The following is a 26,796-nucleotide window of genomic DNA, read 5'->3' as shown; positions in this document are numbered from 1 at the left end:
ATCTTCGTCGACTCAGCGCGGAGAGTGAATCGCGATCGCAGCGCAGATTTCACGCCGCGATCGCCGTTCAGCCCAGGATCGGGAACCGCCGCTGGGCGGCGAGTCCGTCGAGCGCCTGTTGCATCACCGAGCGGATATGGCGGTCGACCTCGTCTACATCGGGATCGCGGCCGAACGCCGCGGGGATGTCGATCGGCTCGAGTACCGCGGTGGTGATCTTGGTCGGCAACGGCAGATTCGGCGGCAGGATCATACTGACCCCGAACGGAAATCCGATGCTGATCGGCAGGATCTTCAGCCGCAGCCGCTTGTCCAGTCCCAGCTTCTTCGCCAGCCCGGTGCCCCGGGTCAAGAACAACTGACTCTCCTGCGCGCCGATCGACACGGTGGGCACAATCGGGACCCCGGCCTCCAGCGCGGCGGTGATGTAACCCGTCCGGCCGTTGAAGTCGACGACGTTCGACTGACTGGTGGGCCGGTAGGAGTCGAAGTCCCCGCCGGGAAACACCAGCACGATCGCACCGGATTGCAGTGCTTCGGAGGCATTTTCGGGGCTGGCGTGGATGACACCGATGCGCAGCATGCTCCTTTCCAGCGGCCCCATCAGCACGGTGTTGTGTGCCAGCGTGTACATCGGGCGGTCGTAGCCGAACATCTCGTAGAACGCCGCGCCGAAGATCAACGGATCGGGAGTGAACATCCCCCCGGAGTGATTGGACACGACCAGGCACGGGCCATCGGGGACCCGTTCCATCCCCCGCACTTGCGGCCGGAACCAGCGTTTGACCCAGGGGTGCAGTTTGTCTTTGAACTGCGCGGTGAACTCCGAATCCCATTGCGCGACTTCGGTTGTCGCGAGCTCGGCGACGCTCATGCGGATCGCGCCGCATCGGCGAGGATGGTAGGCAGCCCATTGCGGGGGTTGCCAGCGGTCATGCCGCCGTCGACCGGCAAGACGACGCCGGTGATGTAACGGGACCGGTCGCTGCCCAGGAAGATCGCGGCGTTGGCGATGTCCTCGGCCGTCCCCGTGCGGTTGAGCGGACGGTCCTGCGCCATGATCGCGCGGATCGCCTGCGTCACCTCGTCGGCACCCTGCTCGGCATAACCGGTCGCAACCGACAGCAGTGGGGTCGGAATACCGCCCGGCGCAATGCAGTTGACGCGCACGCCGTGTTCGGCGAGATCGATGGCCGCGCACTTGGTGAAGTGCACGACGCCCGCCTTGGCGGCGCGGTAGCTCAGCACGGTGCGGCCGGCATCCAGTCCGCCGATCGAGGTCGTGTTGATCACCGAGCCGCCACCGTGATCCTTCATGTGTCGGGCGGCGATCTGGGTGCCGAGCATGACACCGAGCAGGTCGACCCGGACCACTCGGTCGAAGTCCTCGAAGTCCTCGTCGAGCAGGCTGGGCACCATCCGTCCGGAAACGCCGGCGTTGTTGAACATGATGTCGAGGCCGCCGAAGTTGTTGACGGCGAACGCAACCAGGCCCGTCAGGTCTTGAGCGCTGGACACGTCGGCGTACTGGAACGCGCAGTCGGAGCCCCCTTCAGCGGCGATCGCCTCGCCCCGTTCCCGGTCGACGTCGGCGACGACGACCCCGGCGCCTTCGGCAAGGAAGTGCCGCACGGTGGCGGCGCCGATTCCGCGCGCACCGCCGGTGACGATGGCTACTTTGTCGGCAAGTTCGTTGGTCATTTGTCGTACCTTTCGTTGAGCGCCGTCAGGCGGGCGTGAATTCCAGCTGCAGGTGGGTGAGGCCGCGCAGGATGAACGTCGGAATGTATTGATAGCGGCGGTTTTCGGCCGGACCGTGATGAGTTTCGCTGATCCGGATGTGGCCGGTGCGGTCCAGCAGTCGCTCGATCGCGACCCGGGTTTCGGCGCGTGCCAATGGTGCACCCGGGCAGCTGTGAATGCCGCGTCCGAAGGCTAAGTGCTGACGGGCGTTCTTGCGCGCCGGGTCGAACACGTCGGGGTCTTCGAAGCGGCGCGGATCGCGATTGGCGGCGCCGTTGAGCACCATTACCGTGGTGCCGGCCGACAACGCAACTCCGCCAACGGTTGTCGGCACACGCGAGAGCCGGAAGTCGCCTTTGACGGGACTTTCTGTGCGCAACGCCTCTTCGATGAAGTTCGGGATGAGGCAACGGTCGGCCCGCAGAGCGGCCTGGATCTCGGCATTCTCGGCGATTATCTTCAGCGCGCTGCCCAACAGGCGGACGGTGGTCTCCTGACCTGCCGAGAAGACATTGGTCGCCACGCGCGCCACGTCGGCGACGGCGGGCGTGGACCCGTCGGGGAAGGTGGCCGTGGCCAAACCGGTCAGCACGTCGTCCTGCGGGTCGGCCCGGCGCTGTTCGACGTAGCCGGCGAAGCGGTCGTAGAGAAACGCCAACGGACTGTGCGCCAACGCCTGCTCACCGCTGCCACCGAACCCGTCGTCGGCGTTGCGGCGCAGACTTTCGACGAGTGCGGTGCGGTCCTGACTCGGCACGCCCAGCAGGTCGGCGATGACGAGGAAAGTGAACGGGCCGGCGAATCCCTCAATGAAATCGCCATTTTCGGCCGCGAGGTAAGAGTCGAGCACCTGATCGGCCAGCTGCCACATCGCGTCCTCGTTCTCCTTGAGGCGCTTCGGCGTGATCAACCGCATCATCAGCGCGCGGTGGTCGGTGTGCACCGGCGGATCCAGCGTCGGCAGCTGATCGCTGAACGGCAGCTCGTGACGGTGCTGGTCGATGAGCGCGGCGATATCGCCCTTCAGTTCCACGGGGAAACCGGGGAACGGACCGGTCACCGAGATGCAGGACGACCACGTCTCGTCGTCGTTGTAGACGTCAACCGCTTCTTGCCATCCGGTGACCATCGTGACGTCGTGACGGCCTTCGCGAGCCACCGGGCAGGCGGAGCGCAGCGCTTCGAAATAGGGATAGGGGTCTTCGACGAGACGCTCGTCGCTGAAGAAGTCGAGCGACGACAGGCCGTCGATGGTCATGATGATCCTTCCTTGTCGCACGTTTGCAGCTGGACGAACGTATAGGAGATTACTGGACGATCGTATAGAAGACAACTGGACGATCGACCAGGTATTGTGAGGTGGAACACGGACTGGAAGCGACATGACAAGCGAACTGGCACACGACGACAGCGACGCCCGGACCAGCGGACGCCTGATGGCGGTCGCTGTGAGACTCTTTGCCCGCCATAGCTATGCGGGCACCTCGCTACAGATGATCGCCGACGAGCTGGGCTTCACCAAGGGTGCGATCTACCACCACTTCCGCACTCGCGAAGAGTTGCTGTGGGCCATTCTGGAACCCATGCTCGAGCAATTACGCGGCATCGTCGACGAAGCCGAGTCACGTCGTACACCCAACGCGCGTGCCGATCACCTGCTGCAGGGCTACGCCGCTCATCTGGCGGCCAACCGCAAAGTTGCCGCAGTGCTGGCGCTCGACCCAGGGGTGTTGGAGGTGCTTCGCACCAATCTGACCTGGAGTCGGCTGATCGAACGTCAGATCGACCTGCTGGCCGGCGTCGAGCCGGGGCCGGCCGGTCGGGCAAAGGCCTCGATCGTGATGGCGGGTGTCGCCGCGGCGGTCGACCCGCGCGTTGCCGACCTCGACGAGGACACGCTGCGCGATCTACTGGTCGATGCCGGTCGTCGCGTGCTCGGCCTACGCGCGCCGCGCCGGTAGCCGGGTGTTACGACAGATAACCCCAGCTCCCAGGCGGCCGGCGAATGCACTGCGTTTTTGTTCTACATGCACTGGCAAGGTCTAGATGAAGACGCAAGTGCTCGCGCGCTCCGGCATGAAAGTCCTTCAACACCAACGTCTTCGAGGCAAACAGGTCCGCGCCGTGATACATCTGCGGGACGGTGACCAGCGTGCACGGAACCCCGGCCGCCTCGAGTCTTCTTGCGTAGTCGACATTCTCGTCGTGGAACAGATCCAGTTCGCCGACGCCGATCCAGGCCGGCGGCAAACCGGTCAATTCCTCGCGCCGTGCCGGCGCCGCGTACTGCGGCGCATCCGACAGCCGCGGCTCGTGACCGAGGTAGCTGGTCCAGCCGAACCGGTTGGATTCCGGCGTCCACAGGAATCGGCCCCGCCCGGCATGGTCGGCTCGCAGGACGGTGCGGTCGTCGAGCATCGGATACAGCAGCACCTGCGCCCGCAGCGGAATCCCTTCGTCGTGGCTGCGTTGCGCGACGGCGGCGGCCAGGCCGCCACCGGCACTGCCCCCCATGACGGCGATCCGCTGCGGATCGATACCCAGTTCGTCGGCGTTAGCCCGCATCCACCGCAGCGTGGTCATACAGTCGTCGAGCGCGGCCGGGAAGGGATGTTCGGGGGCCAGCCGGTAGTCGGGTGATGCGGCGACGACGCCGAGTTCCCTTGCCAGTTGCCCGGTTCCGAACGCTTCCATTTGCGGTGAGCCCACCACGTATCCGCCGCCGTGGATGTACAGCACGCCCGGCCGTGGTGTCGAGCCGTCCGTCGGAGTGGTGATCAGCACCCGCAGGGAAGATTCCCCGATGCGGCACTCGGTCACCGTCACGCCGGGCCCGGACGGCGTGCGTATCCGCGAGTTGAAGCGAAAGACGGGAAGCAACCAGGCGCGCGTGGTGGCAGGCAGAAACGGCAGTACCGGACTGCGGAAATCGGGCGCCACCGCGGCCATGGCCTCGCGCATGGCCGCATACCGTCGCGCCGCCAAAGCGGCCATGCCCAAGGCGGCGATCAGTGCAAGTCGCGTCACCCGCGGAGCCTAACCCTGATCAGCGAACTGAGGCCGCGACAGCGCGGATGTTTCCGGGAGGGCTGCGAGGGTATCGCGCGAAGATGCTGCGAGATTCTCTGCGTGAAGGCCTGATTGCCGGCACTGCTGGGGCGGTCGTCATGACGCTCGGCGAAAAGGTCGAGCAACGTCTCACCGATCGGCCGAACTCCTACGTGCCCGCAGCGGTGCTGGAGCGCCTCACCGGCCGCCAATTCTCCTCTCCCGGAAGTAGATTGGTCGCCAACTGGGCGATGCACTACGGACAGGCCGCGCTGTTAGGGGTGCTGCGCTCGGCGATGGCTGAGGTCGGGCTTCGCGGACCGGGGGCTTCGGCCAAGTTCACGGTGGTGCGGCTGACCAATGACCAAATTCTCGAGAACGCGACGGGTGTCGGGGCACCGCCGCAGACCTGGCCGCGCCACGAGCTGATTCTCGATGTGCTGCACAAGGCGGTGTATGCGTTCGCCACCGGCGCCGTCGCCGACGCCCTCGCCGCCCGGCGTGGCCCGGGCCCGGGGCAGCGGCACGCGGCGCGATTGCCGGGCCGCCACTCCGATGTGGGACCTGTTCCCGCTGAGCAAGCTTTTGGCCGGACGCCACGTTAGGGGTGCTCAACCGCCATTCCCACGAGTTTCGGTGGCGGCCGCGGAGGGTAGGCACCATCCATGAAAATGGGCGTGTTATTCGCGGTCGCGGCGCTGACCGCGGCCGCACCGTTAGCAGCGTGCGCCAACGACCGGGGCGGCCAATCCGCAACGTCGTCTAGCTCTTCGCCTGGTGCGGAGAGGATGACCACTCAGTTGAAGGGCACCGACGGCAGTCAGGTCGGTAACGCCACTTTTGAATTCGCGAACGGCTACGCGACCGTGACGGTGGAGGCCGGCCCCAACCAGGTCCTCAGCCCCGGCTTCCACGGCCTGCAGGTCCACTCGGTGGGCACCTGCGATGCGTCCGGAAGCTTCAGCTCCGCCGGCGAGGTCTACCAGGCGCCGAATCACACGGGTAATCCCGCCAGCGGCGATCTCACGTCTCTGCAAGTGCGCCCCGACGGCTCGGCGAAGCTTGTCACGACCACCAGCGCATTCACGGCGGCGGACCTGAGGAATGGCTCGGGTACTGCTCTGGTCGTCCACCAGACTCCGGGGACCTTCAGCGGCGAGGGCGAGGAGTCCGGCAAGCGGATCGCCTGCGGTGTGATTGCCGCGCCAGCTGCAACCTCGTCCACCACAACCACCACGACGACAACGACGACGACAACCAGCGTCAGCACGGTCACGACCACCGTCGTCGTGCCACCACCATTGACCAGCACGAGTACCAGCACCGTGACGGTCAGCAGCACCCCGAGCAGCAGCATCTCGCCGACCACCACGCTGACGACTTCCAGCCAGCCCGGCGGCGGTTAAGGGCGAGGCAGGTTGTAGGCGAACGACTTCTGTTGGCGCTCTTTCATCTTCGCCAGGCACTGGTGATGTTTGCGGGCGTGGTAGGCCAACGGGAAATAGGTGAGCCGGTCGGGCAGCAATCGGTAGGCGGTGCGGATCACGAAGTAGCGCCTGGTGAGCTGCCGTTCCTCTTTGGCGCTCCATGTGACACCGAGCTTTTCGCGAAGACGTGGATCCAGCAACCCGACGATCGACAGATAGTTCAGTCGCAGTGCGGGCAGCACCAACGCTCTCGCCAGCGGGGCCAGCGGCTTCGGGAATGAGGGCGGCAGATCGACCTTGCCGATCTGCAGATCGTGGATCAGTTGCAGCGCTTGGGGCGTGCCCTGCAGCGTGTCCAGCATCGACTCGAAATACTCGGCCATCTCCTGCTGTGACTCGGGGTAACCGCGCATCGGCACATGCAGCAGTCGAGCCAGTCGCCGGTTGTCGCGCAGCAGCTCCTGCTTCTCGACGTCGGTGAACTCCCGCCCGATCAGTAATTTGCCGGCCTGTGCGTTGACGATGTAGCCGGTGGCGATCACCCACTGGTAGGCCTCGGGGTTCAGGGCGCTGATCTGCTTACCGGTTTCGGCGCTTTTCATGGTGATCGGCTGGTGCATCGCGCGCACTCGGTCACCCTCGGCCTTGGCTTCGGTGCCGCCGTAAGTCCAGCGAAGCACCGAGTCGACGGAACGTATCGCGCGGCCGCCCGCGTCGCCGTGGAAGGCTGCGGAGTATTTACCGGTGATCTCGGCGATGACCGGATGCATCGCCTGCATCATGAACGCCGCACCTTCGAGGATGAGGAACGTCCAACGTCCGGTGTGCTCGGCGGTCAGGGAATCCGGCGGAACGAGTTCGATCGCTTCGGAGTCCGCATGGTCCTGTCGGATATCGAGCCTTCTGCTGGCGGTCACCGGTGTCCCCCTCCGGTCGATCTGATGCTTCGAGGCTAATATGACCGTCAGGTCGCATTCAAGTCGCGTCAGGGGTTCTGATGAGCACAGCAAAGTCCAGGTCAGAGCGTCGGAAGGTGCCACAGCAGGCACGTTCCCGGGAGATGGTCGCAAAAATCGTGTCGACGACGGTGTCGTTGCTGCACCGACACGCGCCGGAGCAGATCACCACCAATCTGATCGCCGAGCAGGCCGGCATCAGCAAGGGATCGATCTATCAGTACTTCGCCAACAAGGAGCAGATGATCAACGCCGCCATCGAGCAACTGGCCGCCGAACAGGCGCCCGCCATCGAGGAGATGCTGCGGGCAATCACGCTGGACCGCCCGGAATCGGCCATGGAGTCGTCGATCGACATCCTGATCGAGTTCACCATCGCCAACCGCCGGTTGATCCGCTACCTCGCCGAACGCCCCGACCACGTCCGCACCTTCGAGAAGATCTCCGGACTCAACGCCACCCTGCTGGCGATGACCACGCTGCACATAAACCATTACCGCAGCGAGTATCGCGACGAGTTGAGCCCGAAGGCGTTGGCTTGGCTGTTCTTCAATATGGCCGTGGCGACGACCCTGCGTTACATCGAATCCGACGACCCGATTCGGCTGGAGGAACTACGCACCGGGCTGAAGTTTGCCTCCACCGGTCTGCTGGCAGGGCGGCGCCCTGATCGACTCGGGGACGAACGCCGATGAGCATCCGCTGACGCGCCGCGGCACCTCCGAAAGGACCTCAGCGCGCTCGACGGCCTCGACAAGGGCGATGCCGCACGTTGCCGCCGTCTAGGACCTGATCGCGACAACAAGGTGATGAGTGATCGCGGCCTCGTCGAGGCGGCGCTGCGTGACTTCGCCAAATCCCGCCTTTTTCAAGGCAACGACGATCTCGTCGATCGGGCGTAGCTCGAAACCATAAGCAGTGAAAGGCAAACGGGCCATCGCGTCAGGGTCACCGATACCCAACACTGCTCGGCCGCCGGGACGTACCACCCGCGCGAGTTCAGCACACGCGACGTCGAGGTCTGGCACGAAGTACATGGTGTTGACGGAGATCGCCGCATCGAGCGAGCGATCGTCGAGCGGCAATGCGGTCAGCGACCCGGTGAGCAGACTGATCCGGCCGGCAGCGATCTGGGTCTCGAAGCGCGCCCGGGCGCGCGTGAGCATGTCCTCGGCGACCTCCACACCGAAGACGGTGCCCTGCGGGCCAACCCGCTGCAAAAACAGGTCGAGCCCTAGTCCACCACCAAAACCGATGTCGGCCACCGTGTTTCCGGCCGACGCAGCCGTCGCATCGACAGCGCCGACCATCGCCCGTCGATTGCCGCGGTTGAGCAGTAGCGCGACGCCACGGCCCACCAGACCGTGCGGCCGGCCGAGTTGCCCGGCGATCGTCGCCAACATTCGCTGGCGTAAACCCATGATCGTTACCTCAGAACTGATTCATTGAAGACGTGCCGCCCCGCCCAATAATGCTTGATCCGCGCAGCGACTATTCAGGGGCGGTCGTGAAACTTGAAGCCGTTGAGTTTCGCCGAGGCTGAACTGATGCACGCGGCACTCCGAGGCGACGAAGCGCCCCGGCCGCAGGGACCGGGGCGCTCCGTCGGAAATGTTCTCAGTGGTGGTGATGGCCGTGGCCGTGACCATCGTCGGCGGCCTCGGCGGGCTTCTCGACGACCGCCGTCTCCGTGGTCAGCACCATCCGCGCCACCGACGACGCGTTGAGCACCGCCGAACGGGTCACCTTGACCGGGTCGACGATGCCGTCAGCCGCCAGGTCCCCGTAGGTCCGGCTCGCGGCGTTCAGACCCTGCCCGTTGGGCAGCTCGCCGACCTTGTTGACCGCGACCGCGCCGTCAAGCCCGGCGTTGGTGGCAATCCAGTACAGCGGCGCGGCGAGCGCATCGGCGAACACGTCGACGCCGACCCGCTCGTCACCGCTGAGCGCGTTGCGCAGCGACTCCAGAACGTGGCGGGCCTGGATCAGCGCCGAACCGCCGCCGGCGACGATGCCTTCCTCGACCGCGGCCTTGGCCGCCGCGACCGCGTCCTCCACGCTCTCTTTGCGCTCCTTCAACGCCGTCTCGGTGGCGGCACCGACCTTGATCACGGCCACCCCGCCGGCCAGCTTGGCCAGCCGTTCCTGCAGCTTCTCCCGATCCCAGTCGGAGTCGCTGGCTTCGATCTCGGCGCGCAGGTGCTTGATCCGGTTGGCGACCGCATCCTTGGAGCCGCCGCCGTCGACGATGATCGTGTCGTCCTTGTTGACCACCACCCGCCGGGCGGTGCCCAGCACGTCGAGGCCGACCTCGCGCAGCAGCAGACCGGTGTCGGGGTTGACCACCTCGCCGCCGGTCACGATCGCCAGGTCCTGCAGGAACGCCTTGCGCCGGTCGCCGAAGTACGGCGCCTTGACCGCAACAGCCTTGAGCGTCTTGCGGATCGAGTTGACCACCAGCGTGGCCAGCGCCTCACCCTCGACGTCCTCAGCGACGATCACCAGCGGCTTGCCGGCCTCGGCGACCTTCTCCAAAAGCGGAAGCAGGTCGGGCAACGAGCTGATCTTGTCCTGGTGCAGCAGGATCAGCGGGTCGTCGAGCACGGCTTCCTGGGAGTCGAAGTCGGTGACGAAGTAGGCCGACAGGAACCCTTTGTCGAAGCCGACGCCCTCGGTGAACTCCAGTTCGGTGTTCAGCGTGGAGGATTCCTCGACGCTGACCACGCCGTCGGCGCCGACCTTGGTCATCGCCTCGCCGACCAGCCCGCCGATCAGCTCGTCCCGCGAGGACACGGTCGCCACCTGGGCGATGGCGTCCTTGCCGGAGACCGGGGTGGCCGCGGCCAGCAGCGCCTCCGACACCGCATCGGCGGCCTTGGAGATACCCGAACCCAGCGCGATCGGGTTGGCCCCGGCTGCCACGAGGCGAAGGCCGCCCTTGACCAGCGCCTGGGCCAGCACGGTGGCCGTGGTGGTGCCGTCACCGGCGACGTCGTTGGTCTTGGTGGCCACCGACTTCACCAGTTGGGCGCCCAGGTTCTCGAACGGGTCTTCCAGGTCGATCTCACGTGCGACGGTCACCCCGTCGTTGGTGACCTGCGGTCCGCCGAAGGCCTTGGCCAGCACCACGTGTCGGCCGCCGGGCCCCAACGTCACCTTGACCGCGTCGGCGAGCTTGTTCACGCCCGCTTCCATGGCGCGACGCGCGGTCGCGTCGTACTCGATAATTTTGCTCATCAGGTCCTTAACCCCAGCTTCTAACGCATCCCGCCCCGGAAACCGCCCGTGCGCACAGCACGGGGATCGCCGGGGCGGAACACGGTGTCTTACTTGGAAACGACAGCCAGCACGTCGCGTGCCGACAGGATCAGGTACTCCTCGCCGCCGTACTTGATTTCGGTGCCGCCGTACTTGCTGTAGATGACGGTGTCACCCTCGGCGACGTCGAGCGGAATCCGCTTTTCGCCGTCCTCGTCCCAACGGCCGGGGCCGACTGCGACGACGGTGCCCTCTTGGGGCTTCTCTTTGGCGGTGTCAGGAATGACCAGACCGGAAGCGGTCGTGGTCTCGGCCTCGTTGGCCTGCACGAGAATCTTGTCCTCGAGTGGCTTGATGTTCACCTTCGCCACGATTGGAGCCCTCCACTATTTGGATCGGGTCCGGGGTTCCCGGACCGGAGTTGACAGCCGGTCGCAGGCGTGCCCTCGAACCGGCCGGATTACCAGGTGTTTCGGCAGTCTTCGGGTGCCCTCGCGCCGTCGTCGCGGGTGCCGGAACAGGGGGTCGTCCGACTGCCACCTAGCACTCTATACATGAGAGTGCTAGCACTCAAGGGCGCCCCGGTGCTTCGTCAGCTGACCTGTCCCTTCACCACCGGCAGACCCGGGTCGCTGGCCGCATCCAGCGGCGACGGCGGCGCGCCCGCGGCCACCAGATGCGCGGCGAACGAGGCGATCATCGCCCCGTTGTCGGTGCACAGCCGCGGCCGCGGGATCCGCAACGTCAGGCCGGCCTCGGCGCAACGCTCGGTGGCCAGCTCGCGCAGCCGCGAGTTGGCCGCCACTCCCCCGGCGATCAGCAGCGTCGACACCCCCAGCTCGGTGGCGGCCCGCACCGCCTTGCGGGTCAGCACGTCGGCGACCGATTCCTGGAATCCGGCCGCGACATCTGCGTCGCGGAAGTCGGGATGGCCCTCCACATACCGCGCAACGGCGGTCTTGAGCCCGGAGAAGCTGAACGCGTACGGGTCGTCGCGGGGACCGGTCATGCCGCGCGGGAACACCACCGCCTGTGGGTCGCCGGTGCGCGCCAACTCGTCGAGCACCCGCCCGCCCGGATAGCCCAACCCCAGCAGGCGGGCGACTTTGTCATAGGCCTCGCCCGCGGCGTCGTCGACGGTGCTGCCCAGCTCGACGATCGGCTCGCCGAGCGAGCGGACGTGCAACAGGTGCGTGTGCCCACCGGACACCAGCAACGCCACGCACTCGGGCAACGGCCCGTGCTCGTACACGTCGGCGGCCAGGTGCCCGCCGAGGTGATTGACGGCGTAGAACGGAACCCCCCACGCGGCCGAATACGCTTTGGCCGCAGCCACTCCCACCAGCAGAGCGCCGGCCAGTCCCGGTCCGATCGTCGCGGCGACGACGTCGGGCTTGTCCAACCCCGCCGTCACCAGCGCCCGGCGCATCGCGGGACCGAGGGCCTCCAAGTGCGCACGCGAGGCGATCTCGGGGACCACCCCGCCGAAGCGCACATGCTCGTCGACGCTGGACGCGACCTCGTCCGCCAACAGTGCCACGGTGCCGTCATCCGCCAGTCGAGCGATCCCGACTCCCGTTTCGTCACAAGAGGTTTCGATGGCCAAGATGGTCGTCATCGGGCGTCCCTTCGCATCGTGTAGGCATCGGCGCCGCTGACCCGGTAGTACCGCTTGCGCAGGCCGATCTGTTCGAATCCCACACTGCGATACAACCCGAGGGCCGCTTCGTTGTCGGTGCGCACCTCCAGATAGACGGCGCCGCCGTCGGCGAAATCCAGTAAGGCTTCCAGCAATTGGCGCCCGATCCCCCGGCCCTGAAACGAAGGGTCCACCCCGATGGTGTGCACCTCGTACTCGAACGGCGCCACCCGGCCCAGCCGGGAGATGCCCGCATAGCCCACCAGCGTGTCGCCGCAGCGCGCGGCCACGTAATGATTTGTCTTGCTGGCCAATTCGCGTTCGAACGCCACGGCCGGCCAGGGGTCGTCACCGTCGAACAACAGCGCCTCCAACTCGGCGCACCGGCGGGCGTCGGCGCGGGTCAGCCCGCCCAGCGCGATGTCGACGGTCACGGCCGGGCCGCCAACGGCTTGGCGTCCGGGCGGCGCAGGTACAGCGCGACCAGCGGTGCCGGCTCGGCCGACCAATCCGGTACTGCGCGCGCCAGACCTTCGGGGGTCGGGTGGACCGGTCCGCAGACCGGTAGCCCGAACAGCGCCGCATGCTCGGGCGAGCCGGCGACGGAACGAGCCGGACCGGCGTCGACGTCGGCCGGGGCGCTGACGGCCGGACCCTCGGTGCGCGACCCGTCGCGGTAACGGGCCCAATAGATTTCGCGGCGGCGGGCGTCGGTGACGACCAGTGTCTCGCCGGTGGTCAGCCGGCCGACCGTGTCCAGGCTGCACACGCCGTGCACGGGGATATCCAACGCGTGGCCGAAGGCGGCGGCGGTAGCTATGCCGGCCCGCAACCCGGTGAACGGCCCGGGGCCGCAGCCCACCACCACCGCGTCCAGGTCGGTCATCGACAGGTCCGCATCCGCCAGTGCGGCAACGACATTCGGGGTCAGCAGCTCAGCGTGCGCGCGGGGATCGACGGTGATGCGCTCGCTCAGGGTGAGGAAGTCGCCGCGCTCGACGCGCACCACGCCCGCGGTGACGGCCGGGGTGGCGGTGTCCAACGCCAAGACGATGCTCACTTGCCGACCCATTCCCAGGTGGCGATCCGAACGTCGGAGTGGGTGACGCGCTCCAACCGGATGTCCAGATGGCGCTCTGCCAGCCGTTCCACCAATCCCTCACCCCACTCCACGACGACGACAGCGTCCTCGAGTTCGGTGTCGAGGTCCAGCGAGTCCAGCTCGCCGAGCAGGTCGGCGCCGGGGGCGTCCAGCAGGCGGTAGACGTCGACGTGGATCATCGCCGGCCGACCGGTCACCCGCGCCGGGTGCACCCGGGCCAGCACGAACGTCGGAGAGGTGACCGTGCCGTCGACGTCCATGGCCGCAGCGATTCCCTTGGCCAGCACCGTTTTTCCGGCCCCGAGCGGACCGGTCAGCACCACCACGTCCCCGGCGCGCAGCGGCTCGCCGAGCCGGGATCCCAGCGCGATGGTGTCCTCGACGCGTTCGCACGTCGCCGTCCCGGAATCAACCACGCCGCAACCGCTTCCGCAAACGTTGCTGCCACCGCCGGTAACGCAGTGCGTGCTTGCCCGGCAGCGACCGCTCGATCAGCCGGACCAGCCCGTCGTTGATGGCGTCGGGTTTGTCCAGCAACGCCAGATGACTGGCCCCTTCCACGATCACCAGTTCGGATCGCGGCAGCGAGGCGGCCATCAGCCTCGAGTATTCGTCCGGGGTGAGCAGGTCGTGGTCGCCGCACGCGATCAGGGTGGGGACCTTCAACAGCGTCCACAATCCGGCGGTCTCGTCGTGGGTTTCCAGCGCGCGAAGGAAACCGACCAGGGTGGCGATCGGGGTGCCGTTCATCATCCGCTGCGAGAACGCGTCCAGGCTGCGGCTGACTTGCAGGTCGCTGTAGGACGCTGCCCGCAGGATCGGCCCGATGAGTGAGCGCGACACGTTGCGTCCCCGGTGCACCAAGTTGGGCGCGGACTTGGCGGCGAACCGGACCGCTTCCAGCGCAGGGTTTTTCAGGAACTCGCCGAGCGGGGAGCGGGTGACACCTTCGGCCGCCGAGGAGAGCAGCGCCGCACCCACGATCCGGCGGCCGTATTCGTCGGGGAATTGCCGGGCATGCGACAGCACGGTCATGCCGCCCATCGAGTGGCCGACCAACACGATCAACCCCTCCGGCGCCATCACCCGCAGCACGGCCTCCAGGTCCCGGCCTAGCTGGGTCAGTGTGTAGGAGTCGGGTTCGCCTTCGCCGGACTGGCCGTGTCCGCGCTGGTCGTAGAAGACCATCCGCACCTGCGGACCGTACAGCTCGCCGAGTCGCATGCGTTGAAAGTGGAAGGCGCCCATGCGAAGACAGAATCCGTGTGCGAAGACGACGGTCAGCGGGGCGTCCTTCGGCCCGGCTTCGCGCACCGCGAGCGGCACTCCGTCGTCGGTGGTGACGACTTCGGCGCGGTCGCTGTCCAGCCGCTCGAAATCCTCGTCCGCCCAAGGGTCGTCGGCCGTCAGAGCGCGTCCGACGATCGTCTTGCGGGCCGAGGCGCCGACGAGCGTGGCGACGGCGGTCAGCCCGGCGCCGCCCGCAAGCCAGGTCTTCTGCTTCCGGGTCTCTTCAGAACTCAAGCTGTGGCCTCGCGGTAGCTCCTGGTGATACGTCCCCGGATGCCGGTGACCACCTCGTAGTGGATGGTGCCGACGAGATCGGCCCAGTCCTGCGCGGTGGGCTCGCCCTGGGTGCCTGGTCCGAAAAGGATCGCCTCGTCGCCCTCGGTCACGTCGGGCTGTCCCGGCCCGAGGTCGACGACGAACTGGTCCATGCAGATCCGGCCCACCCCGGACCGTCGCCGCCCGTTGATCCACACTTCCAGGCGGTTGCCCAGCGCGCGGATCACCCCGTCGGCGTAGCCGATCGGCAGCAGCGCCACATACGTGTCGCGGGGCGCGATATAGGTGTGCCCGTAGGAAACCCCTTCCCCTGCCTTGACCGACTTGACAAGCGCCACACAGCTTTTCACCGTCATCGCCGGGACCAGACCCATGTCACCCAGCGTAGGAACCGGGCTCAGGCCGTACACGGCGATGCCCGGGCGAACGAGGTCGAACGTCAGGTCGGGACGGACCATGGTGGCCGACGAGTTCGACAGGTGCGCCACCTCGAAATCCACCTGCTGCTCACGGGCGTAGCTCAACATGTCGCGAAACCGTTGCGCCTGAACGTCGTTGATCTCCTCGTCGGGGGCGTCGGCATACACCAGGTGCGACATCAGACCCCGCAGCCGGATCTCCTCGTCGGCCACGGCGCGGCGCAGCGCGGCCAGCATGTCCGGATACTGAGCCGGGGCAACCCCGTTGCGGTTCAGCCCGGTGTCCACTTTCACCGTGACGGTGGCCTGCGTACCGGTCCGGCGCACCGCGTCCAGCAGCTCGGAGAGTTGGCGCAGCGAGGAGACCGCGATCTCGACGTCGGCGGCCAGCGCCGGCGCGAAGTCGAAACCGGGTGGGTGCAGCCAGGCCAGGATCGGGTCGGCGATGCCGTCGGCGCGCAGGGCCAGCGCCTCGTCGACGGTGGCCACACCGAGTTCGGTGGCGCCGGCGGCCAGTGCGGCGTAGGCGACCCGGGTGGCGCCGTGACCGTAGCCGTCGGCCTTGACCACGGCCATCACCTGCGCCTTGCCCGCGTGTTCGCGCAGCACCCGCACGTTGTGGGCGATGGCGCCGAGGTCGACGACGGCCTCGGCGAGCACACCGGGGGTCAGGGAGATCGGCGTGACGGACACGCCGACCATTGTCCCAGAGCCGCGCGCCGGGGTTTCGCGCGTGCGCCCGGTCTCAGTGCGCGAAGTGCGCGGCGTCGAAGTGCCCGCCCGGCTTGAGCTTGTCCAACGTGGCCAGCGACTTGACGGCGTCGTCGTGCAGCGCCCGGGCCAGATCGGCGGACAGGCCTTCGCGCACCACGATGCGCAGCACCGAAATGTCGGTAGCGTTGTCGGGCATCGTGTAGGCCGGCACCTGCCAGCCGTAGGTCCGCAGCTCGTGGGAGACGTCGAACTCGGTGTAGCCGCGGTCCCGGGACAGCCGGAAGCTGACCACCGGGATCGCCGAACCGTCGGAGATCAGTTCGCAGTGCTCGCCGGTGCGCAACTGCTCGCCGAGCCAGCGCGCGGTCGACGACAGCGCCTGCATCACCCTGGTGTAGCCGTCGCGGCCCAGTCGCAGGAAGTTGTAGTACTGCCCGACCACCTGGTTGCCCGGACGGGAGAAGTTCAGCGTGAAGGTCGGCATGTCGCCGCCCAAGTAGTTCACGTGAAACACCAGGTCCTCGGGCAGATACTCCTTGCCGCGCCACACCACGAACCCGACACCGGGATAGGTCAGCCCGTACTTGTGGCCGCTGACGTTGATCGACACCACCCGGGGCAGCCGGAAATCCCACTGCAACTCCGGATGCAGAAACGGCACCACGAAACCGCCGCTGGCCGCGTCGACGTGCACCGGGACGTCCACGCCCCCGTCTGAGGCGAGTTTGTCCAGCGCCGCGCAGATCTCGGCGATCGGCTCCAGCTCACCGGTGTAGGTGGTGCCCAGGATCGCCACCACCCCGATGGTGTCCTCGTCGACGGCGTCGACGACCTGTTCGGGGGTGATGACGTAGCGGCCCGGCTCCATCGGCAGGTAGCGCGGCTCGACGTCGAAGTAGCGGCAGAACTTCTCCCAGACCACCTGCACGTTGGAACCCATCACCAGGTTCGGGGTGCGTTTCTTCCAGTCCTTCCCGACTTTCTCGCGCCACCGCCACTTCATCGCCAGCCCGCCCAGCATCACCGCCTCGCTGGAGCCGATGGTGGACACGCCGGTCGCGCTGGCCGGGTCGTTGTCGCTGAGGTGCTCGGCGTGGAACAGGTCGGCGACCATACAGACGCAGCGCTGCTCGATCGCGGCGGTGGCCGGGTATTCGTCCTTGTCGATCATGTTCTTGTCGAAGGTCTCGGCCATCAGCTTGCCGGCCTCGGGGTCCATCCAGGTGGTGACGAAGGTGGCCAGGTTCAGCCGCGAACTGCCGTCGAGCATCAGCTCGTCGTGGATGAAGCGGTAGGCGGCGTCGGGGTCCATGGACTCCTCCGGCATCCGCAGCGCGGGCACCGGCGCGGTGAACAAGCGGCCGGTGTAGGCGGGAGCGATCGAATGCGTGGCCATGGACGGGTGGCTCTTGGACATGACAGGCCTTTCGTTGCTAGAGGGCGGCCAGGGCCGCCCGGATGTGACGCAGAATCCTTGAGGCCGACGTCGGTGCGTCGCCCGGGCCGGGGTCAGCGGCCGACAACGCCGCCGCCCGCACGTGCACGAACGCCGCCGTCGCGGCGGCCTCGCCGGGCGGCAGCCCCGACGCCAGCAGCGCGCCGATCATGCCCGACAACACGTCACCCGAGCCTGCGGTGGCCGCCCAGGACTCCCCGGCCGGGTTGAGGTAGACCGGTCCACCGGGTTCGGCGATGACGGTGACGTTGCCCTTGAGCAGCACGGTGGCGCCGAACGCTTCGGCCAATCTGCGCACCGCGCCCACCCGGTCCTCACCCCGCGGCGACCCGGCCAGCCGGGCGAATTCGCCGGCGTGCGGTGTCAGCACGGTCGGTGCCTTGCGGTCGGTCAGCAGGTCGGGGTGGGCGGCCAATATCGTCAGGCCGTCGGCGTCCACCAACACCGGCAGGTCGGTCTCCAGCGCGAACCACAGTGCGGCGGCACCACTTTCGTCGGTACCCAGGCCCGGCCCGACCACCCATGCCTGCACCCGCCCGGCCGCCGCCGCGGTGGGTGAGGCGATGACTTCCGGCCACTGCGCGAGCACCTCGCGATGCGCGCTGCCGGCATAGCGGACCATGCCCGACGTCGCCGCGACCGCGGCGCCGGTGCACAGCACCGCGGCGCCGGGATAGGTCGAGGATCCGGCCAGCACGCCGGTGACGCCCTGGGTGTACTTGTCGTCGCGGGCACCCGGTACCGGCCAGCGCGCCAGGACGTCGTCGGCCTCCAATCCCAGGACGTCGGTCTCGGGCAGGTCGAGCCCGATGTCGACGAGCTCGACGCGGCCGCAGTCGGCCAGCGCGTGTACCGGTTTGAGGCCGCCGAAGGTCACGGTCAGCGTGGCCTGCACGGCGGGCCCGGTGATCGCCCCGGTGGACCCGTCGATGCCGCTGGGGATGTCGACGGCGACTACCGGGATGCCCTCGGCCGCGTCGAACACGTGCGCCGCGTTCGGCCGCAACGGACCCGAGCCGGAGATGCCCACCACCCCGTCGATGACGAGATCGGTCTCCGCGGAGACGGTTTCGACGACGCGGCCACCGGCCTTGCGGAAGGCCGCCAGCCCCGTGCGGTGGGTGCGTTCGGGGTTGAGCAGTATCGCGTCGGCGGCGGCGCCGCGACGGCGCAGAAAGGTCGCCGCCCACAGGGCATCCCCGCCGTTGTCACCGGAGCCGACGACCGCGCACACCCGGCGGCCGGCCACCCCGCCGGTGCGGGTGCGCAACTCGCCGAGGATCGCGGTGGCCAGCCCGTAGGCGGCCCGTCGCATCAGCACACCGTCGGGCAGGCTGGCCAGCAGCGGCGCTTCGGCGTCGCGGATCGCGTCCGCTGAGTAGTAGTGCCGCATCTACCCGCCCACTCCTTCGGTCGCCGTATTCAGGTCGAGGCCTCCGGCGACCGGGGCCGGCGGAATCGCTCCCTGAGTTGCGCCGGATTCCACGGGGCGCGTTTGCGTTCCCGGGCCATCGGATAGAACGCCAAGCCGACCAGCAGCGCCGCGAAGTGGCCGATGGCGGTGAAGCTGAGTTCGATGCGGTCCATCAGCAGCACCGGGAAACCGAAGATGAGCAGCAGCACGCCGAGATAGCCCCAGCGCCAGGGTCGGGCGATGCGATAGGTCAGGATGCCCATCACACCGACCAGAAAGTAGCTCACCCCGATGTCGTGGGCGCGCACCGAGCGCTGCGAGGCTTCGTTCAATCGGATCGCCAGATACAGCAGACCTTCGCTGAAATAGGTGGCCACGATGTGTGAGGTCAATCCCACCGTCAGCCAACGGAATTGGCCCAGCCAACGCTCGGCGGGCGCGAGGAAGATGCTGAACAAGATCAGATAGGGTTCCAGGCTCTTGCCGTCGATCCAGAACAGGCTGGAGAACAGCACGCCCAGCGGATCGGTGGCCAGGGCGTGGATGTTGGTGTAGCGGTGCAGCAGTATCGAATGCAGCTGATGGCCGGTGACCAGGTGTTGCACGATGGTCGTCACAGACAGCGCCACCAGCCAGCCGTAGGTCAGCGGTGCGCTGATCACGTAGTGCCAGACCGCGCGCACCAATGCCCGCAGCCGCACCGTCACCGATCGTTCCGCCACGGTTCAATCTTTCCACGCCTCAGCTGTTCGACCGCTCCGCAGGCAATTCGAAGTCCGGCGCCAGGTGACGCCACCAGCACGAGATGTACAGCACCATCGAGACCACCAACACGACGATCACCCAGAGGGTCACGGTGGCGTCGATCCAGGCGCCGAACGGCGGCGCATCGGGCAGCGCGTTGCGCAGCGGTATCACCGCGAACAGCATCGCCGCGAACCAGGTGGTCATCGGCGGCTGGAATCTGCGCCGGTCCCGCATGGTCTGGACGGCGACGAACAAGCCCACGCCGGCGATCGCGATCAACACACCGAGCAGTCCGACCGCGACCGCGATGGTGCTCGGTGACCGCTGCACCTCCACGCGATACGGCGCCGGGGTCGGACCGTTGCCGGGTTGAGCCACCGATACCTGCCAGCCCGGAAGCCGGTCGACGAACGTCGCCGTCGTCCGCTCCGGTGTCTGCGCGCCGCCGTGGAAGAGTTCGACCGAGACCGGCCCCGAGCGGTAACCGTCGAACGGCCAGTCCGACACGTCGCCGTTGATGTTCAGCGACGCCGGGAAGACACCGGGCAGGGTGCCTTTCGGCCACGTGTGCTTGGTGGGCGTGGTCGCGGATGTGACTGCGACACTGAGGTCTTCGGTGAGATTGCCCGTCGCCGGATCCAGCAAGCCGGGGTCGGGCGAAACGGTGACGTTGACCACCAGCGCGCTCTTGTAGGGCTGCACGGCCTCGATGTCGATGGTCACCGTGGTCCCCCCGCGCGCCGGCTGACCTTGGGAGACCGTGTGCGGTGGACCCATCCCGGTGAGGGCGTAGAGCACGATCAACCCGACGTAGGCGGCAACGAAGACGACGACTCCACCGATGGCCAGCCTCATGGCGCCTCCCCGACGACTATTCGACGGTCACCGATTTTGCCAGGTTTCGGGGCTTGTCTACGTCATAGCCACGCGCCTGCGCCACCGAGGCGGCGAACACCTGCAGCGGGATCGTCGACAATAATGGCTGCAAAAGCGTTGAGACGGAGGGGATTTCGATCAGGTGGTCGGCGTAGGGACGCACCGTCTCGTCGCCTTCCTCGGCGATCACGATGGTCACCGCCCCGCGGGCCTGGATCTCGCGGATGTTCGACAATAGCTTGGCGTGCAGCATGGCCGAGCCCTTCGGCGACGGCATCACCACGATGACCGGCAGGTCGTCTTCGATCAGCGCGATCGGGCCGTGCTTGAGCTCGCCGGCGGCGAACCCCTCGGCGTGCATGTAGGCCAGTTCCTTGAGTTTGAGCGCACCTTCCAGCGCGACCGGGTAGCCGACGTGGCGGCCCAGGAACAGCACCGTCGAGGATCGGGCGAACCGGTAGGCCAACTGGGCCACCGGCTCGGTGTCGGCAATCACCCGCTCCACCAGATCGGGCATCGCCTCCAGCTCGCGGTACTCGCGCTCGACCTCGTCGGGGTATTTCGTGCCGCGGGCCTGCGCCAGCGCCAGGCCGACCAGGTAGTTGGCGGCCACCTGCGCCAGGAAGGTCTTGGTCGACGCGACCCCGATCTCCGGGCCGGCGCGGGTGTAGAGCACCGCGTCGCATTCACGCGGGATCTGCGAGCCGTTGGTGTTGCAGACCGCCAGCACCTTGGCTTTCTGCTCCTTGGCGTGCCGGACGGCTTCGAGCGTGTCGGCGGTCTCGCCGGACTGCGAGATCGCGACCACCAGCGTGCTGCGGTCCAAAACCGGGTCCCGGTAACGGAATTCGCTGGCCAACTCCACCTCGACCGGCAACCTCGTCCAGTGCTCGATCGCGTATTTGGCCAGCAGCCCGGAGTGGTACGCGGTGCCGCAGGCGACCACGAACACCTTGTCGATCTCGCGCAGCTCCTGGTCGGAAAGCCGCTGTTCGTCGAGCACGATCCGGTTGTCCACGAAATGCCCCAGCAGCGTGTCGGCGACCGCGGTGGGCTGCTCGGCGATCTCTTTGAGCATGAAGTACTCGTAGCCACCCTTTTCGGCGGCGGCCAGGTCCCAGTCGATATGGAATTCCCGGTACTCCACGTCCTTATTGCCGTGAAAATCGGTGATCTGGTAACCGTCGGCGGTGATGACCACGGCCTGGTCCTGGCCCAGTTCGACGGCTTGGCGGGTGTGTTCGATGAACGCCGCCACGTCCGACCCGACGAACATCTCGCCGTCGCCGATGCCCACTACCAGCGGGGTGGAGCGGCGCGCGGCGACGATGGTCCCGGGGTCGTCGGCGTTGGCGAACACCAGGGTGAAGTGGCCCTCAAGGCGTTGCAGCACCGACAGCACCGAGGCGACGAAATCACCCGCCGTCGCACCGTGGTGGAAGGCGTGCGCCACCAGGTGCACCGCCACCTCGGAGTCGGTGTCGCTGGCGAACTCGACACCTTGCGCCTCCAGTTCGTGGCGCAGCGAGGCGAAGTTCTCGATGATGCCGTTGTGGACGACGGCGATGCGGCCCGCGGCGTCGCGGTGCGGGTGCGCGTTGCGGTCGGTGGGACGGCCATGGGTGGCCCATCGGGTGTGCCCCAGGCCAGCGGTGCCGGCCAGGTCGGCCGGCGTCATCTCGGCGATCGCGGCTTCCAGATTGGCCAGCTGACCAGCCCGGCGACGAACGGTAAGCCTGCCCGTCCCGTCCACGAGCGCGACACCCGACGAGTCGTAGCCGCGGTACTCCATCCGGCGCAGTGCGTTCATCACGACATCGCAGGCAGGACGCTGCCCGACGTAGCCGACGATTCCGCACATTCTGAACAGGGTAGTGCAGGGGTTGCCGCACGGCCGCCCGCACGCAGCTGACCAGGGCCGATTTCGCCGGGGATTTATGGCCCGGGGCGACGGTATCGTTTGAACCCCGTACTGCGCGAAAGGTTCGTGTTGTCCCACCCGTCTCAGCAACTGACGCCGAATCCTGCTTACCAATCGGGAGATCTTTTCCAGCTACGGCTGGTCGAGCACATCGGTGCGCTGATCTTCTGGCAGCAGCGCAGCTACGTGTTCACCGGGACGCTCGAGCAGTGTGAGGCCGCCTATCGCCGCGCCCAGACCCAGAACCTGCTGGCGGGTTGGTGGAGCATCGCTTCGCTGCTGCTGTTCAACTGGATCGCGCTGTTTTCCAACCTGAGCGCGATGCGCCGGGTGCGAGCCATGGCGCGAGGTGAGATTGCCCACTCTCAGCCCGTCGTTCCGGCAGCCACACCGCCGGGCTGGTATCCCGACCCGTCCGGACAGGCCGGACAGCGTTATTGGGACGGCGCAGCCTGGACCCACTGGACCCATCCGCCGGCGCACCGCTAACGTCGACGGGTGGCCCGCACCCGCAAGCTCTTCGCCGCCCTCCGTCGCCGAGGTCCGCACCACGTTTTGCGGGGTGACCTGGCCTTTGCCGGACTGCCGGGGGTGGTGTACACCCCGGAGTCCGGGCTGAACCTGCCCGCCATCGCCTTCGGCCATGACTGGATCACCGGCAGTGCCAACTACGCGGGTCTGCTGGAGCATCTGGCGTCGTGGGGCATCGTGGCCGGCGCGCCGGACACCCAGCGCGGGGTGGCGCCGTCGGTGCTGAACCTCGCGTTCGATCTGGGCGTCGCCCTCGACATCGTGGCGGGCGTGCGGCTCGGGCCCGGCAAGATCAGCGTGCACCCCACCAAGCTCGGCGTGGTCGGCCACGGGTTCGGTGGGTCGGCGGCGGTGTTCGCCGCGGCCGGAATGCCGGACAAACCCGCCGCGGTGGCGGCGCTCTTCCCCTCGGTGACAGCGCCCCCCGCCGAGCAGCCGGCGGCGACGCTCGACGTGCCGGGTCTGATTCTGACCGCGCCGGGCGACTCCACGACGCTGAACTCCAATGCGCTGGGGTTGTCCCGGACGTGGGACAAGGCGACATTGCGCATCGTCAGCAAAGCCGACCCCGGCGGTGTGGTGGAGGGCCGGCGCCTGGCGAAGGCGGTCGGCCTGGCCGGGTCGGACCGCAAGACGCAGCGCACGGTGCGCGCGCTGTTGACCGGCTATCTGCTCTACACCCTGGCCGGGGACAAGACCTACCGCGACTTCGCCGACCCCGACGTGGCGCTGCCCAAGACCGATTCGCCGGACCCCGACGCCGAACCGGTGACGGCCGAAGAGAAGATCGCGGCGCTGCTGAAATGAGCTCCGTGCCCAACGCGCTTTACCGGCGGTGGATCACCGAGCTGTGGGCCGGCCGGCCGATCGCCGGCGAGATCGTCACCGACGACTTCGTCGGCCACTGGCCCGACCGCGACGTCCACGGACCGGCCGAGTTGCAGCAGATCATCGAAGAAACCCGAAACATGTTGCAGGATCTGACCTTTTCCGTGGTGCTGGGTCCCTTTCAGGACGGGGATCTGGTTGCGGGCCGCTGGGTGGGCTCCGGGCGCGGCCCGGACGGGCCGGTCGAGTTCACCGGTAATGACATCCTGCGGCTCGCCGCAGACGGGCAGCGCTTCGCCGAATACTGGACGGGTACGTCGTCGGGCTGAGCCGGGCAGTGGTAAGCATCGAGGATGCGAATCGGAGTCGCGCTGGACTACACGGGCGGATTTCACGACAGCGTCGACCGGGTCGTCGAACTCGAGAAAGCCGGCATCGACATCGCGATGGTCGCCGAGGCGTATTCCTTCGACGCCATCAGCCAGCTTGGGTATCTGGCCGCCAAGACGAACACCGTCGAACTGGCGTCGGGGGTGTTGCCCATTTTCATCCGTACCCCCACGCTGCTGGCGATGACGGCGGCGGGCCTGGACTACGTTTCCGACGGCCGGTTCCACCTCGGCATCGGCACCTCCGGACCCCAGGTGATCGAGGGATTCCACGGGGTGGAGTTCGACGCACCGTTGGGCCGGACCCGCGAGGTTGTGGAGATCTGCCGACAGGTGTGGCGCCGCGAACGAGTGCAGCATGACGGCAAGCACTACCAGATCCCGCTGCCGGCCGACCGCGGGACGGGGTTGGGCAAGGCGCTACATCTGATCAATCATCCTGTGCGCGAACGTATTCCGATATCCATCGCAGCTCTGGGTCCCAAGAACGTCGAACTCACCGCCGAGATCGCCGACGGCTGGCAGCCGGTGTTCTTCTATCCGGACAAAGCCGGGACGGTCTGGGGTGAGGCGCTGTCGGCGGGGGCCGCTAAGCGTGATCCGGGCTTGGGTCCGCTGGACGTGATGGTCAGTACCTCACTGGCGATCGGCGACGACGTCGACGACCGACTCGCGTGGACCAAACCGCAGCTGGCCCTCTACATCGGCGGCATGGGAGCCAAAGGCCGCAACTTCTACCACAACCTGGCCACGCGATACGGGTTCGGCGACGTCGCGGACCGGATCCAAGAGCTGTACCTGGCCGGCCGCAAGCGGGAGGCCATCGACGCGGTGCCCGACGAACTCGTCCGCGGGATTTCGCTGATCGGCCCACGTGGTTTCATCGCCGAGCGACTGGCTGTCTTCGCCGATGCCGGGGTGACCACCTTGCTGGTGCGCCCGGTGACCGCCGACGCGGACGAAGCATTGCGTTTCGTCGGGGAACTGTTGCAGTTGCGTCCATCCTGACCGTCACTGGCCGGCCTGCGGAAGTTCGTTCGCGGCGATTTCGCAGGGAGTCGAACCTGGCGGTGGTGACGCCGGCGGGTTCGCCGGGGGCGCGGCGACCGGCGGCGCACCACTCGACGGCGCACCACCCGACGGCGCTGCGACCGGCGGCGCACCCGACGGCGCGGCGACCGGCGGGGCGGTCGTCGCGGCATCAGCGAGCGGCGGGTTGCCGGCCGCCGGTGAGTTGCCGGCCGGCGGTGAGTTGCCGGCCGGCGGTGAGTCGCCGGCCGGCGCGGCACCGTCGGCGGATCGCGGCGTCTTCGGATCAACCATCTCGTCCCGATCGTGCTTGCGGTGCGCCTCGTCGAACCGGTCCTCGAGATCAGCCGAGCCGGCGTGCGTCGGGGAGTCGCCTGCCGATCCCAGCAGGCCGCCCATCTCCTGAATGATCCGGCTGGCCAGGGCACCGAGCGTGCCCAGACCGCCACCGCCACCGAACGCGCCGCCGCCCGGGAGACCGCCGCCCAGACCGGCGCCGCCGCTCCCTAGACCGGTGGTGCCGCTGGAGGGCCCGGCGGCATTTCCCGGCGCCGGTCCCCAATCAGGTTGCCCGACAGGAGGATTCGACAACAAGGGCGCGGCCGCCGCCGGCGCGTTCCCACCGGCCGTCGCGGCCCGGAACGGGGCGATCGAGGCAGCGGCCAGCGGCGCGCTCGGCGCGACCGCGCTCGGCGGGACCGCGCCCCGCGATGGAACTGCCGGGCCGAGATCACCGGGAACCTCGAACTGGGGCGGCGCCGCGGCGGCCAACCGGTCGGTGGTCGTGTCGTAGGACGCGGCCACAGCGGCGCGCGTCGCCCGCATTGCAGCCAGCCAGTCGGTGCCGATCACGTCGGCCACGTAGGGCGCCACCTGTTGTTCGACCACCTCCCGGGCCGTCGGCTCACCGGCCGTGAGCGCCGTGGCCGCGGCCAGCCACGTGGTCCGCTGCGCCAGCGCGCGGTCGTCGATCGCGATGGCCGTGGCGACCTTGGCGTCCACCAGCTGCCACAGGTGGTCCCGCAGCGACTCGCACCGCTGGGCCGCGGCGCGGACTTCGGCGACGACCGCGGTGGCGGTGTCGCAGTGACGTTGCACGAAGTCGACCGCGGCGTCGGCACCCGGGCCCGCCCATGCCGTCGCCAGCGCCAAGAACTGGGTGCGTTGCAGCCGCAGCGCCTCGGTGACCAGGTTCTCCGCGGCACGTAGCTGTGCGCAGTCGGCGTCCAGCGCGTGCAGGTCGAGCCCGTCCTCGCCGTCGTACCAGTCGGGGACCTGGGTGGTGTGCGCGGTCAAGTCCGGATGCTGGTAGCCGACCAACTGGCTGGCGCGCACATAGCTTCGCGTGTGTTGGACCGCGGGCAGACCTTCGGCGAGGCGCCCGGCGACGTCGAGTCGGTCGGCCATGGTCACCCGATCCGCGCCGCGGCGTACCGGTCGGCATCGGCGTACCGCTCGGCCCCGCGACGCAGGGCGACGGCGATCTCCGAAGCTGCCCGCGACCACTGCGACAGCTGCGTGGCCAACCGGTCCAGCCCGGCCCGCAACGCGTCGCCGCGCGCCGCATGGTCCCGGCCGGCGTGCATACCGTCGAATGCCAACCGCGACAAATGGTTTCGCACCGCGTCGTCGAGGAGTTCGGCCGCGTCGGTGAACCGGTCCGCGACGCCACGAACCTCGGCACTATCAAGTCTCATACCTGATTCGACGCCGTCACCGGCGCCGCGGTTCCG

The 26,796-nt window shown here is 67.8% G+C and carries 29 protein-coding genes; 8 read left to right on the top strand and 21 right to left on the bottom strand.

Annotated features, from left to right (window positions below):
* Nucleotides 1-67: 67 nt before the first annotated feature.
* Genes AC5Y4D_RS08235 through AC5Y4D_RS08225 form a run of 3 tightly spaced genes read right to left on the bottom strand, consistent with a single transcriptional unit; the run spans nt 68 to nt 3,001 of the window.
* A complete protein-coding gene (locus AC5Y4D_RS08235; protein ID WP_499991935.1) occupies nt 68-874 on the bottom strand; it encodes a lysophospholipid acyltransferase family protein in 807 nt (268 codons plus the stop codon).
* Entirely contained in the window at nt 871-1,701 is an 831-nt protein-coding gene (locus AC5Y4D_RS08230; protein ID WP_499991933.1) for an SDR family NAD(P)-dependent oxidoreductase, read from the bottom strand. Before AC5Y4D_RS08230 ends, AC5Y4D_RS08235 begins: the two co-directional genes overlap by 4 nt.
* A gap of 25 nt (nt 1,702-1,726) precedes the next feature.
* Nucleotides 1,727-3,001 carry a cytochrome P450 gene (locus AC5Y4D_RS08225; protein ID WP_500036932.1) on the bottom strand — a complete coding sequence of 425 codons (1,275 nt, stop codon included), beginning with the start codon at nt 2,999-3,001 and terminating at the stop codon, nt 1,727-1,729.
* Nucleotides 3,002-3,125: 124 nt separating this feature from the next.
* On the opposite strand from AC5Y4D_RS08225, the gene AC5Y4D_RS08220 reads away from it, so the two are divergent.
* Complete coding sequence (locus AC5Y4D_RS08220) at nt 3,126-3,704, top strand: TetR/AcrR family transcriptional regulator (protein ID WP_499991930.1); 579 nt, start codon at nt 3,126-3,128, stop codon at nt 3,702-3,704.
* Between the two features lie 7 nt (nt 3,705-3,711).
* Here AC5Y4D_RS08220 and AC5Y4D_RS08215 read toward each other — a convergent pair whose 3' ends face one another.
* On the bottom strand, nt 3,712-4,770 hold the full coding sequence (locus tag AC5Y4D_RS08215; RefSeq protein WP_499991928.1) for an alpha/beta hydrolase: 1,059 nt from the start codon (nt 4,768-4,770) through the stop codon (nt 3,712-3,714).
* Nucleotides 4,771-4,853: 83 nt separating this feature from the next.
* Between AC5Y4D_RS08215 and AC5Y4D_RS08210 the strand changes: the two genes are divergently transcribed.
* Together AC5Y4D_RS08210 and AC5Y4D_RS08205 are read left to right on the top strand one after the other, a co-directional pair.
* Nucleotides 4,854-5,396 carry a hypothetical protein gene (locus AC5Y4D_RS08210; RefSeq protein WP_499991926.1) on the top strand — a complete coding sequence of 181 codons (543 nt, stop codon included), beginning with the start codon at nt 4,854-4,856 and terminating at the stop codon, nt 5,394-5,396.
* Nucleotides 5,397-5,456: 60 nt separating this feature from the next.
* Nucleotides 5,457-6,197 (top strand): superoxide dismutase family protein, encoded by a 741-nt coding sequence (locus tag AC5Y4D_RS08205; protein WP_499991924.1) that lies wholly within the window; start codon nt 5,457-5,459, stop codon nt 6,195-6,197.
* Here the strand turns inward: AC5Y4D_RS08205 and AC5Y4D_RS08200 are convergent.
* On the bottom strand, nt 6,194-7,135 hold the full coding sequence (locus tag AC5Y4D_RS08200; RefSeq protein ID WP_499991923.1) for an oxygenase MpaB family protein: 942 nt from the start codon (nt 7,133-7,135) through the stop codon (nt 6,194-6,196). The genes AC5Y4D_RS08205 and AC5Y4D_RS08200 overlap by 4 nt on opposite strands.
* A 143-nt stretch (nt 7,136-7,278) precedes the next feature.
* Between AC5Y4D_RS08200 and AC5Y4D_RS08195 the strand changes: the two genes are divergently transcribed.
* A complete protein-coding gene (locus AC5Y4D_RS08195) occupies nt 7,279-7,869 on the top strand; it encodes a TetR/AcrR family transcriptional regulator (RefSeq protein WP_499991975.1) in 591 nt (196 codons plus the stop codon).
* Between the two features lie 87 nt (nt 7,870-7,956).
* Here AC5Y4D_RS08195 and AC5Y4D_RS08190 read toward each other — a convergent pair whose 3' ends face one another.
* The 14 genes from AC5Y4D_RS08190 to glmS all read right to left on the bottom strand — a co-directional run bounded on the left by AC5Y4D_RS08190 (nt 7,957) and on the right by glmS (nt 22,226).
* Nucleotides 7,957-8,577 carry a methyltransferase domain-containing protein gene (locus AC5Y4D_RS08190; protein WP_499991974.1) on the bottom strand — a complete coding sequence of 207 codons (621 nt, stop codon included), beginning with the start codon at nt 8,575-8,577 and terminating at the stop codon, nt 7,957-7,959.
* Nucleotides 8,578-8,791: 214 nt separating this feature from the next.
* Nucleotides 8,792-10,411 carry a chaperonin GroEL gene (gene groL, locus AC5Y4D_RS08185; protein WP_499991921.1) on the bottom strand — a complete coding sequence of 540 codons (1,620 nt, stop codon included), beginning with the start codon at nt 10,409-10,411 and terminating at the stop codon, nt 8,792-8,794.
* An 89-nt stretch (nt 10,412-10,500) separates the two neighbouring features.
* Nucleotides 10,501-10,803 carry a co-chaperone GroES gene (gene groES / locus AC5Y4D_RS08180; protein ID WP_011739140.1) on the bottom strand — a complete coding sequence of 101 codons (303 nt, stop codon included), beginning with the start codon at nt 10,801-10,803 and terminating at the stop codon, nt 10,501-10,503.
* Between the two features lie 221 nt (nt 10,804-11,024).
* On the bottom strand, nt 11,025-12,050 hold the full coding sequence (gene tsaD / locus AC5Y4D_RS08175; RefSeq protein WP_500036931.1) for a tRNA (adenosine(37)-N6)-threonylcarbamoyltransferase complex transferase subunit TsaD: 1,026 nt from the start codon (nt 12,048-12,050) through the stop codon (nt 11,025-11,027).
* Complete coding sequence (gene rimI, locus AC5Y4D_RS08170; protein WP_500036930.1) at nt 12,047-12,505, bottom strand: ribosomal protein S18-alanine N-acetyltransferase; 459 nt, start codon at nt 12,503-12,505, stop codon at nt 12,047-12,049. The genes tsaD and rimI overlap by 4 nt, the downstream gene beginning before the upstream one ends.
* Entirely contained in the window at nt 12,502-13,143 is a 642-nt protein-coding gene (gene tsaB, locus AC5Y4D_RS08165) for a tRNA (adenosine(37)-N6)-threonylcarbamoyltransferase complex dimerization subunit type 1 TsaB (protein ID WP_500036929.1), read from the bottom strand. Before tsaB ends, rimI begins: the two co-directional genes overlap by 4 nt.
* Entirely contained in the window at nt 13,128-13,589 is a 462-nt protein-coding gene (tsaE, locus tag AC5Y4D_RS08160) for a tRNA (adenosine(37)-N6)-threonylcarbamoyltransferase complex ATPase subunit type 1 TsaE (RefSeq protein ID WP_500036928.1), read from the bottom strand. The genes tsaB and tsaE overlap by 16 nt, the downstream gene beginning before the upstream one ends.
* The gene (locus AC5Y4D_RS08155) at nt 13,582-14,643 is read right to left on the bottom strand and encodes an alpha/beta fold hydrolase (RefSeq protein WP_500036982.1); all 1,062 of its coding nucleotides are present in this window, start codon (nt 14,641-14,643) and stop codon (nt 13,582-13,584) included. The genes tsaE and AC5Y4D_RS08155 overlap by 8 nt, the downstream gene beginning before the upstream one ends.
* A gap of 50 nt (nt 14,644-14,693) precedes the next feature.
* On the bottom strand, nt 14,694-15,851 hold the full coding sequence (alr, locus tag AC5Y4D_RS08150) for an alanine racemase (RefSeq protein WP_500036927.1): 1,158 nt from the start codon (nt 15,849-15,851) through the stop codon (nt 14,694-14,696).
* Between the two features lie 52 nt (nt 15,852-15,903).
* Entirely contained in the window at nt 15,904-17,289 is a 1,386-nt protein-coding gene (gad, locus tag AC5Y4D_RS08145) for a glutamate decarboxylase (RefSeq protein ID WP_499941526.1), read from the bottom strand.
* Between the two features lie 16 nt (nt 17,290-17,305).
* Nucleotides 17,306-18,721, bottom strand: coding sequence for an NAD(P)H-hydrate dehydratase (locus AC5Y4D_RS08140; protein WP_500036926.1), 1,416 nt, complete (start codon nt 18,719-18,721; stop codon nt 17,306-17,308).
* Between the two features lie 29 nt (nt 18,722-18,750).
* Nucleotides 18,751-19,464 carry a rhomboid-like protein gene (locus tag AC5Y4D_RS08135; RefSeq protein WP_499941522.1) on the bottom strand — a complete coding sequence of 238 codons (714 nt, stop codon included), beginning with the start codon at nt 19,462-19,464 and terminating at the stop codon, nt 18,751-18,753.
* 19 nt (nt 19,465-19,483) lie between these two features.
* Entirely contained in the window at nt 19,484-20,344 is an 861-nt protein-coding gene (locus tag AC5Y4D_RS08130) for a DUF4436 domain-containing protein (protein ID WP_499941520.1), read from the bottom strand.
* A 16-nt stretch (nt 20,345-20,360) separates the two neighbouring features.
* Entirely contained in the window at nt 20,361-22,226 is a 1,866-nt protein-coding gene (glmS, locus tag AC5Y4D_RS08125; RefSeq protein WP_499941518.1) for a glutamine--fructose-6-phosphate transaminase (isomerizing), read from the bottom strand.
* A 72-nt stretch (nt 22,227-22,298) separates the two neighbouring features.
* Between glmS and AC5Y4D_RS08120 the strand changes: the two genes are divergently transcribed.
* From AC5Y4D_RS08120 to AC5Y4D_RS08105, 4 genes are read left to right on the top strand one after another with little or no spacing between them, the layout of a single operon-like run.
* Entirely contained in the window at nt 22,299-22,775 is a 477-nt protein-coding gene (locus AC5Y4D_RS08120; protein WP_499941878.1) for a DUF2510 domain-containing protein, read from the top strand.
* Nucleotides 22,776-22,784: 9 nt separating this feature from the next.
* Complete coding sequence (locus AC5Y4D_RS08115; protein ID WP_499941516.1) at nt 22,785-23,624, top strand: dienelactone hydrolase family protein; 840 nt, start codon at nt 22,785-22,787, stop codon at nt 23,622-23,624.
* Entirely contained in the window at nt 23,621-23,974 is a 354-nt protein-coding gene (locus AC5Y4D_RS08110; protein WP_499941514.1) for a nuclear transport factor 2 family protein, read from the top strand. Before AC5Y4D_RS08115 ends, AC5Y4D_RS08110 begins: the two co-directional genes overlap by 4 nt.
* A 24-nt stretch (nt 23,975-23,998) precedes the next feature.
* Nucleotides 23,999-25,042: an LLM class F420-dependent oxidoreductase gene (locus AC5Y4D_RS08105; RefSeq protein ID WP_499941512.1), complete on the top strand. Its 1,044-nt coding sequence runs from the start codon at nt 23,999-24,001 to the stop codon at nt 25,040-25,042.
* Nucleotides 25,043-25,045: 3 nt separating this feature from the next.
* On the opposite strand, the gene AC5Y4D_RS08100 is transcribed toward AC5Y4D_RS08105, so the two are convergent.
* A complete protein-coding gene (locus AC5Y4D_RS08100) occupies nt 25,046-26,470 on the bottom strand; it encodes a hypothetical protein (protein WP_499991913.1) in 1,425 nt (474 codons plus the stop codon).
* Between the two features lie 2 nt (nt 26,471-26,472).
* On the bottom strand, nt 26,473-26,760 hold the full coding sequence (locus tag AC5Y4D_RS08095) for a type VII secretion target (protein WP_499991908.1): 288 nt from the start codon (nt 26,758-26,760) through the stop codon (nt 26,473-26,475).
* Between the last annotated feature and the right edge of the window lie 36 nt (nt 26,761-26,796).

This window comes from Mycobacterium sp. NGS67 (assembly GCF_059812185.1).
The sequence above is the reverse complement of the archived record's forward strand: the minus strand, read 5'-3'. Positions and strand labels throughout refer to the sequence as shown.

What these genes read in the sequence shown, in the direction of transcription:
- AC5Y4D_RS08095 (WP_499991908.1), bottom strand. Translation starts at nt 26,760, where the DNA reads ATGAGACTTGATAGTGCCGAGGTTCGTGGCGTCGCGGACCGGTTCACC.
- AC5Y4D_RS08230 (WP_499991933.1), bottom strand. Translation starts at nt 1,701, where the DNA reads ATGACCAACGAACTTGCCGACAAAGTAGCCATCGTCACCGGCGGTGCG.
- AC5Y4D_RS08105 (WP_499941512.1), top strand. Translation starts at nt 23,999, where the DNA reads ATGCGAATCGGAGTCGCGCTGGACTACACGGGCGGATTTCACGACAGC.
- AC5Y4D_RS08130 (WP_499941520.1), bottom strand. Translation starts at nt 20,344, where the DNA reads ATGAGGCTGGCCATCGGTGGAGTCGTCGTCTTCGTTGCCGCCTACGTC.
- AC5Y4D_RS08225 (WP_500036932.1), bottom strand. Translation starts at nt 3,001, where the DNA reads ATGACCATCGACGGCCTGTCGTCGCTCGACTTCTTCAGCGACGAGCGT.
- AC5Y4D_RS08190 (WP_499991974.1), bottom strand. Translation starts at nt 8,577, where the DNA reads ATGTTGGCGACGATCGCCGGGCAACTCGGCCGGCCGCACGGTCTGGTG.
- glmS (WP_499941518.1), bottom strand. Translation starts at nt 22,226, where the DNA reads ATGTGCGGAATCGTCGGCTACGTCGGGCAGCGTCCTGCCTGCGATGTC.
- AC5Y4D_RS08195 (WP_499991975.1), top strand. Translation starts at nt 7,279, where the DNA reads ATGGTCGCAAAAATCGTGTCGACGACGGTGTCGTTGCTGCACCGACAC.
- groL (WP_499991921.1), bottom strand. Translation starts at nt 10,411, where the DNA reads ATGAGCAAAATTATCGAGTACGACGCGACCGCGCGTCGCGCCATGGAA.
- tsaD (WP_500036931.1), bottom strand. Translation starts at nt 12,050, where the DNA reads ATGACGACCATCTTGGCCATCGAAACCTCTTGTGACGAAACGGGAGTC.
- AC5Y4D_RS08110 (WP_499941514.1), top strand. Translation starts at nt 23,621, where the DNA reads ATGAGCTCCGTGCCCAACGCGCTTTACCGGCGGTGGATCACCGAGCTG.
- gad (WP_499941526.1), bottom strand. Translation starts at nt 17,289, where the DNA reads ATGTCCAAGAGCCACCCGTCCATGGCCACGCATTCGATCGCTCCCGCC.
- AC5Y4D_RS08235 (WP_499991935.1), bottom strand. Translation starts at nt 874, where the DNA reads ATGAGCGTCGCCGAGCTCGCGACAACCGAAGTCGCGCAATGGGATTCG.
- AC5Y4D_RS08205 (WP_499991924.1), top strand. Translation starts at nt 5,457, where the DNA reads ATGAAAATGGGCGTGTTATTCGCGGTCGCGGCGCTGACCGCGGCCGCA.
- tsaB (WP_500036929.1), bottom strand. Translation starts at nt 13,143, where the DNA reads ATGGGTCGGCAAGTGAGCATCGTCTTGGCGTTGGACACCGCCACCCCG.
- AC5Y4D_RS08140 (WP_500036926.1), bottom strand. Translation starts at nt 18,721, where the DNA reads ATGCGGCACTACTACTCAGCGGACGCGATCCGCGACGCCGAAGCGCCG.
- AC5Y4D_RS08220 (WP_499991930.1), top strand. Translation starts at nt 3,126, where the DNA reads ATGACAAGCGAACTGGCACACGACGACAGCGACGCCCGGACCAGCGGA.
- AC5Y4D_RS08100 (WP_499991913.1), bottom strand. Translation starts at nt 26,470, where the DNA reads ATGGCCGACCGACTCGACGTCGCCGGGCGCCTCGCCGAAGGTCTGCCC.
- AC5Y4D_RS08210 (WP_499991926.1), top strand. Translation starts at nt 4,854, where the DNA reads ATGCTGCGAGATTCTCTGCGTGAAGGCCTGATTGCCGGCACTGCTGGG.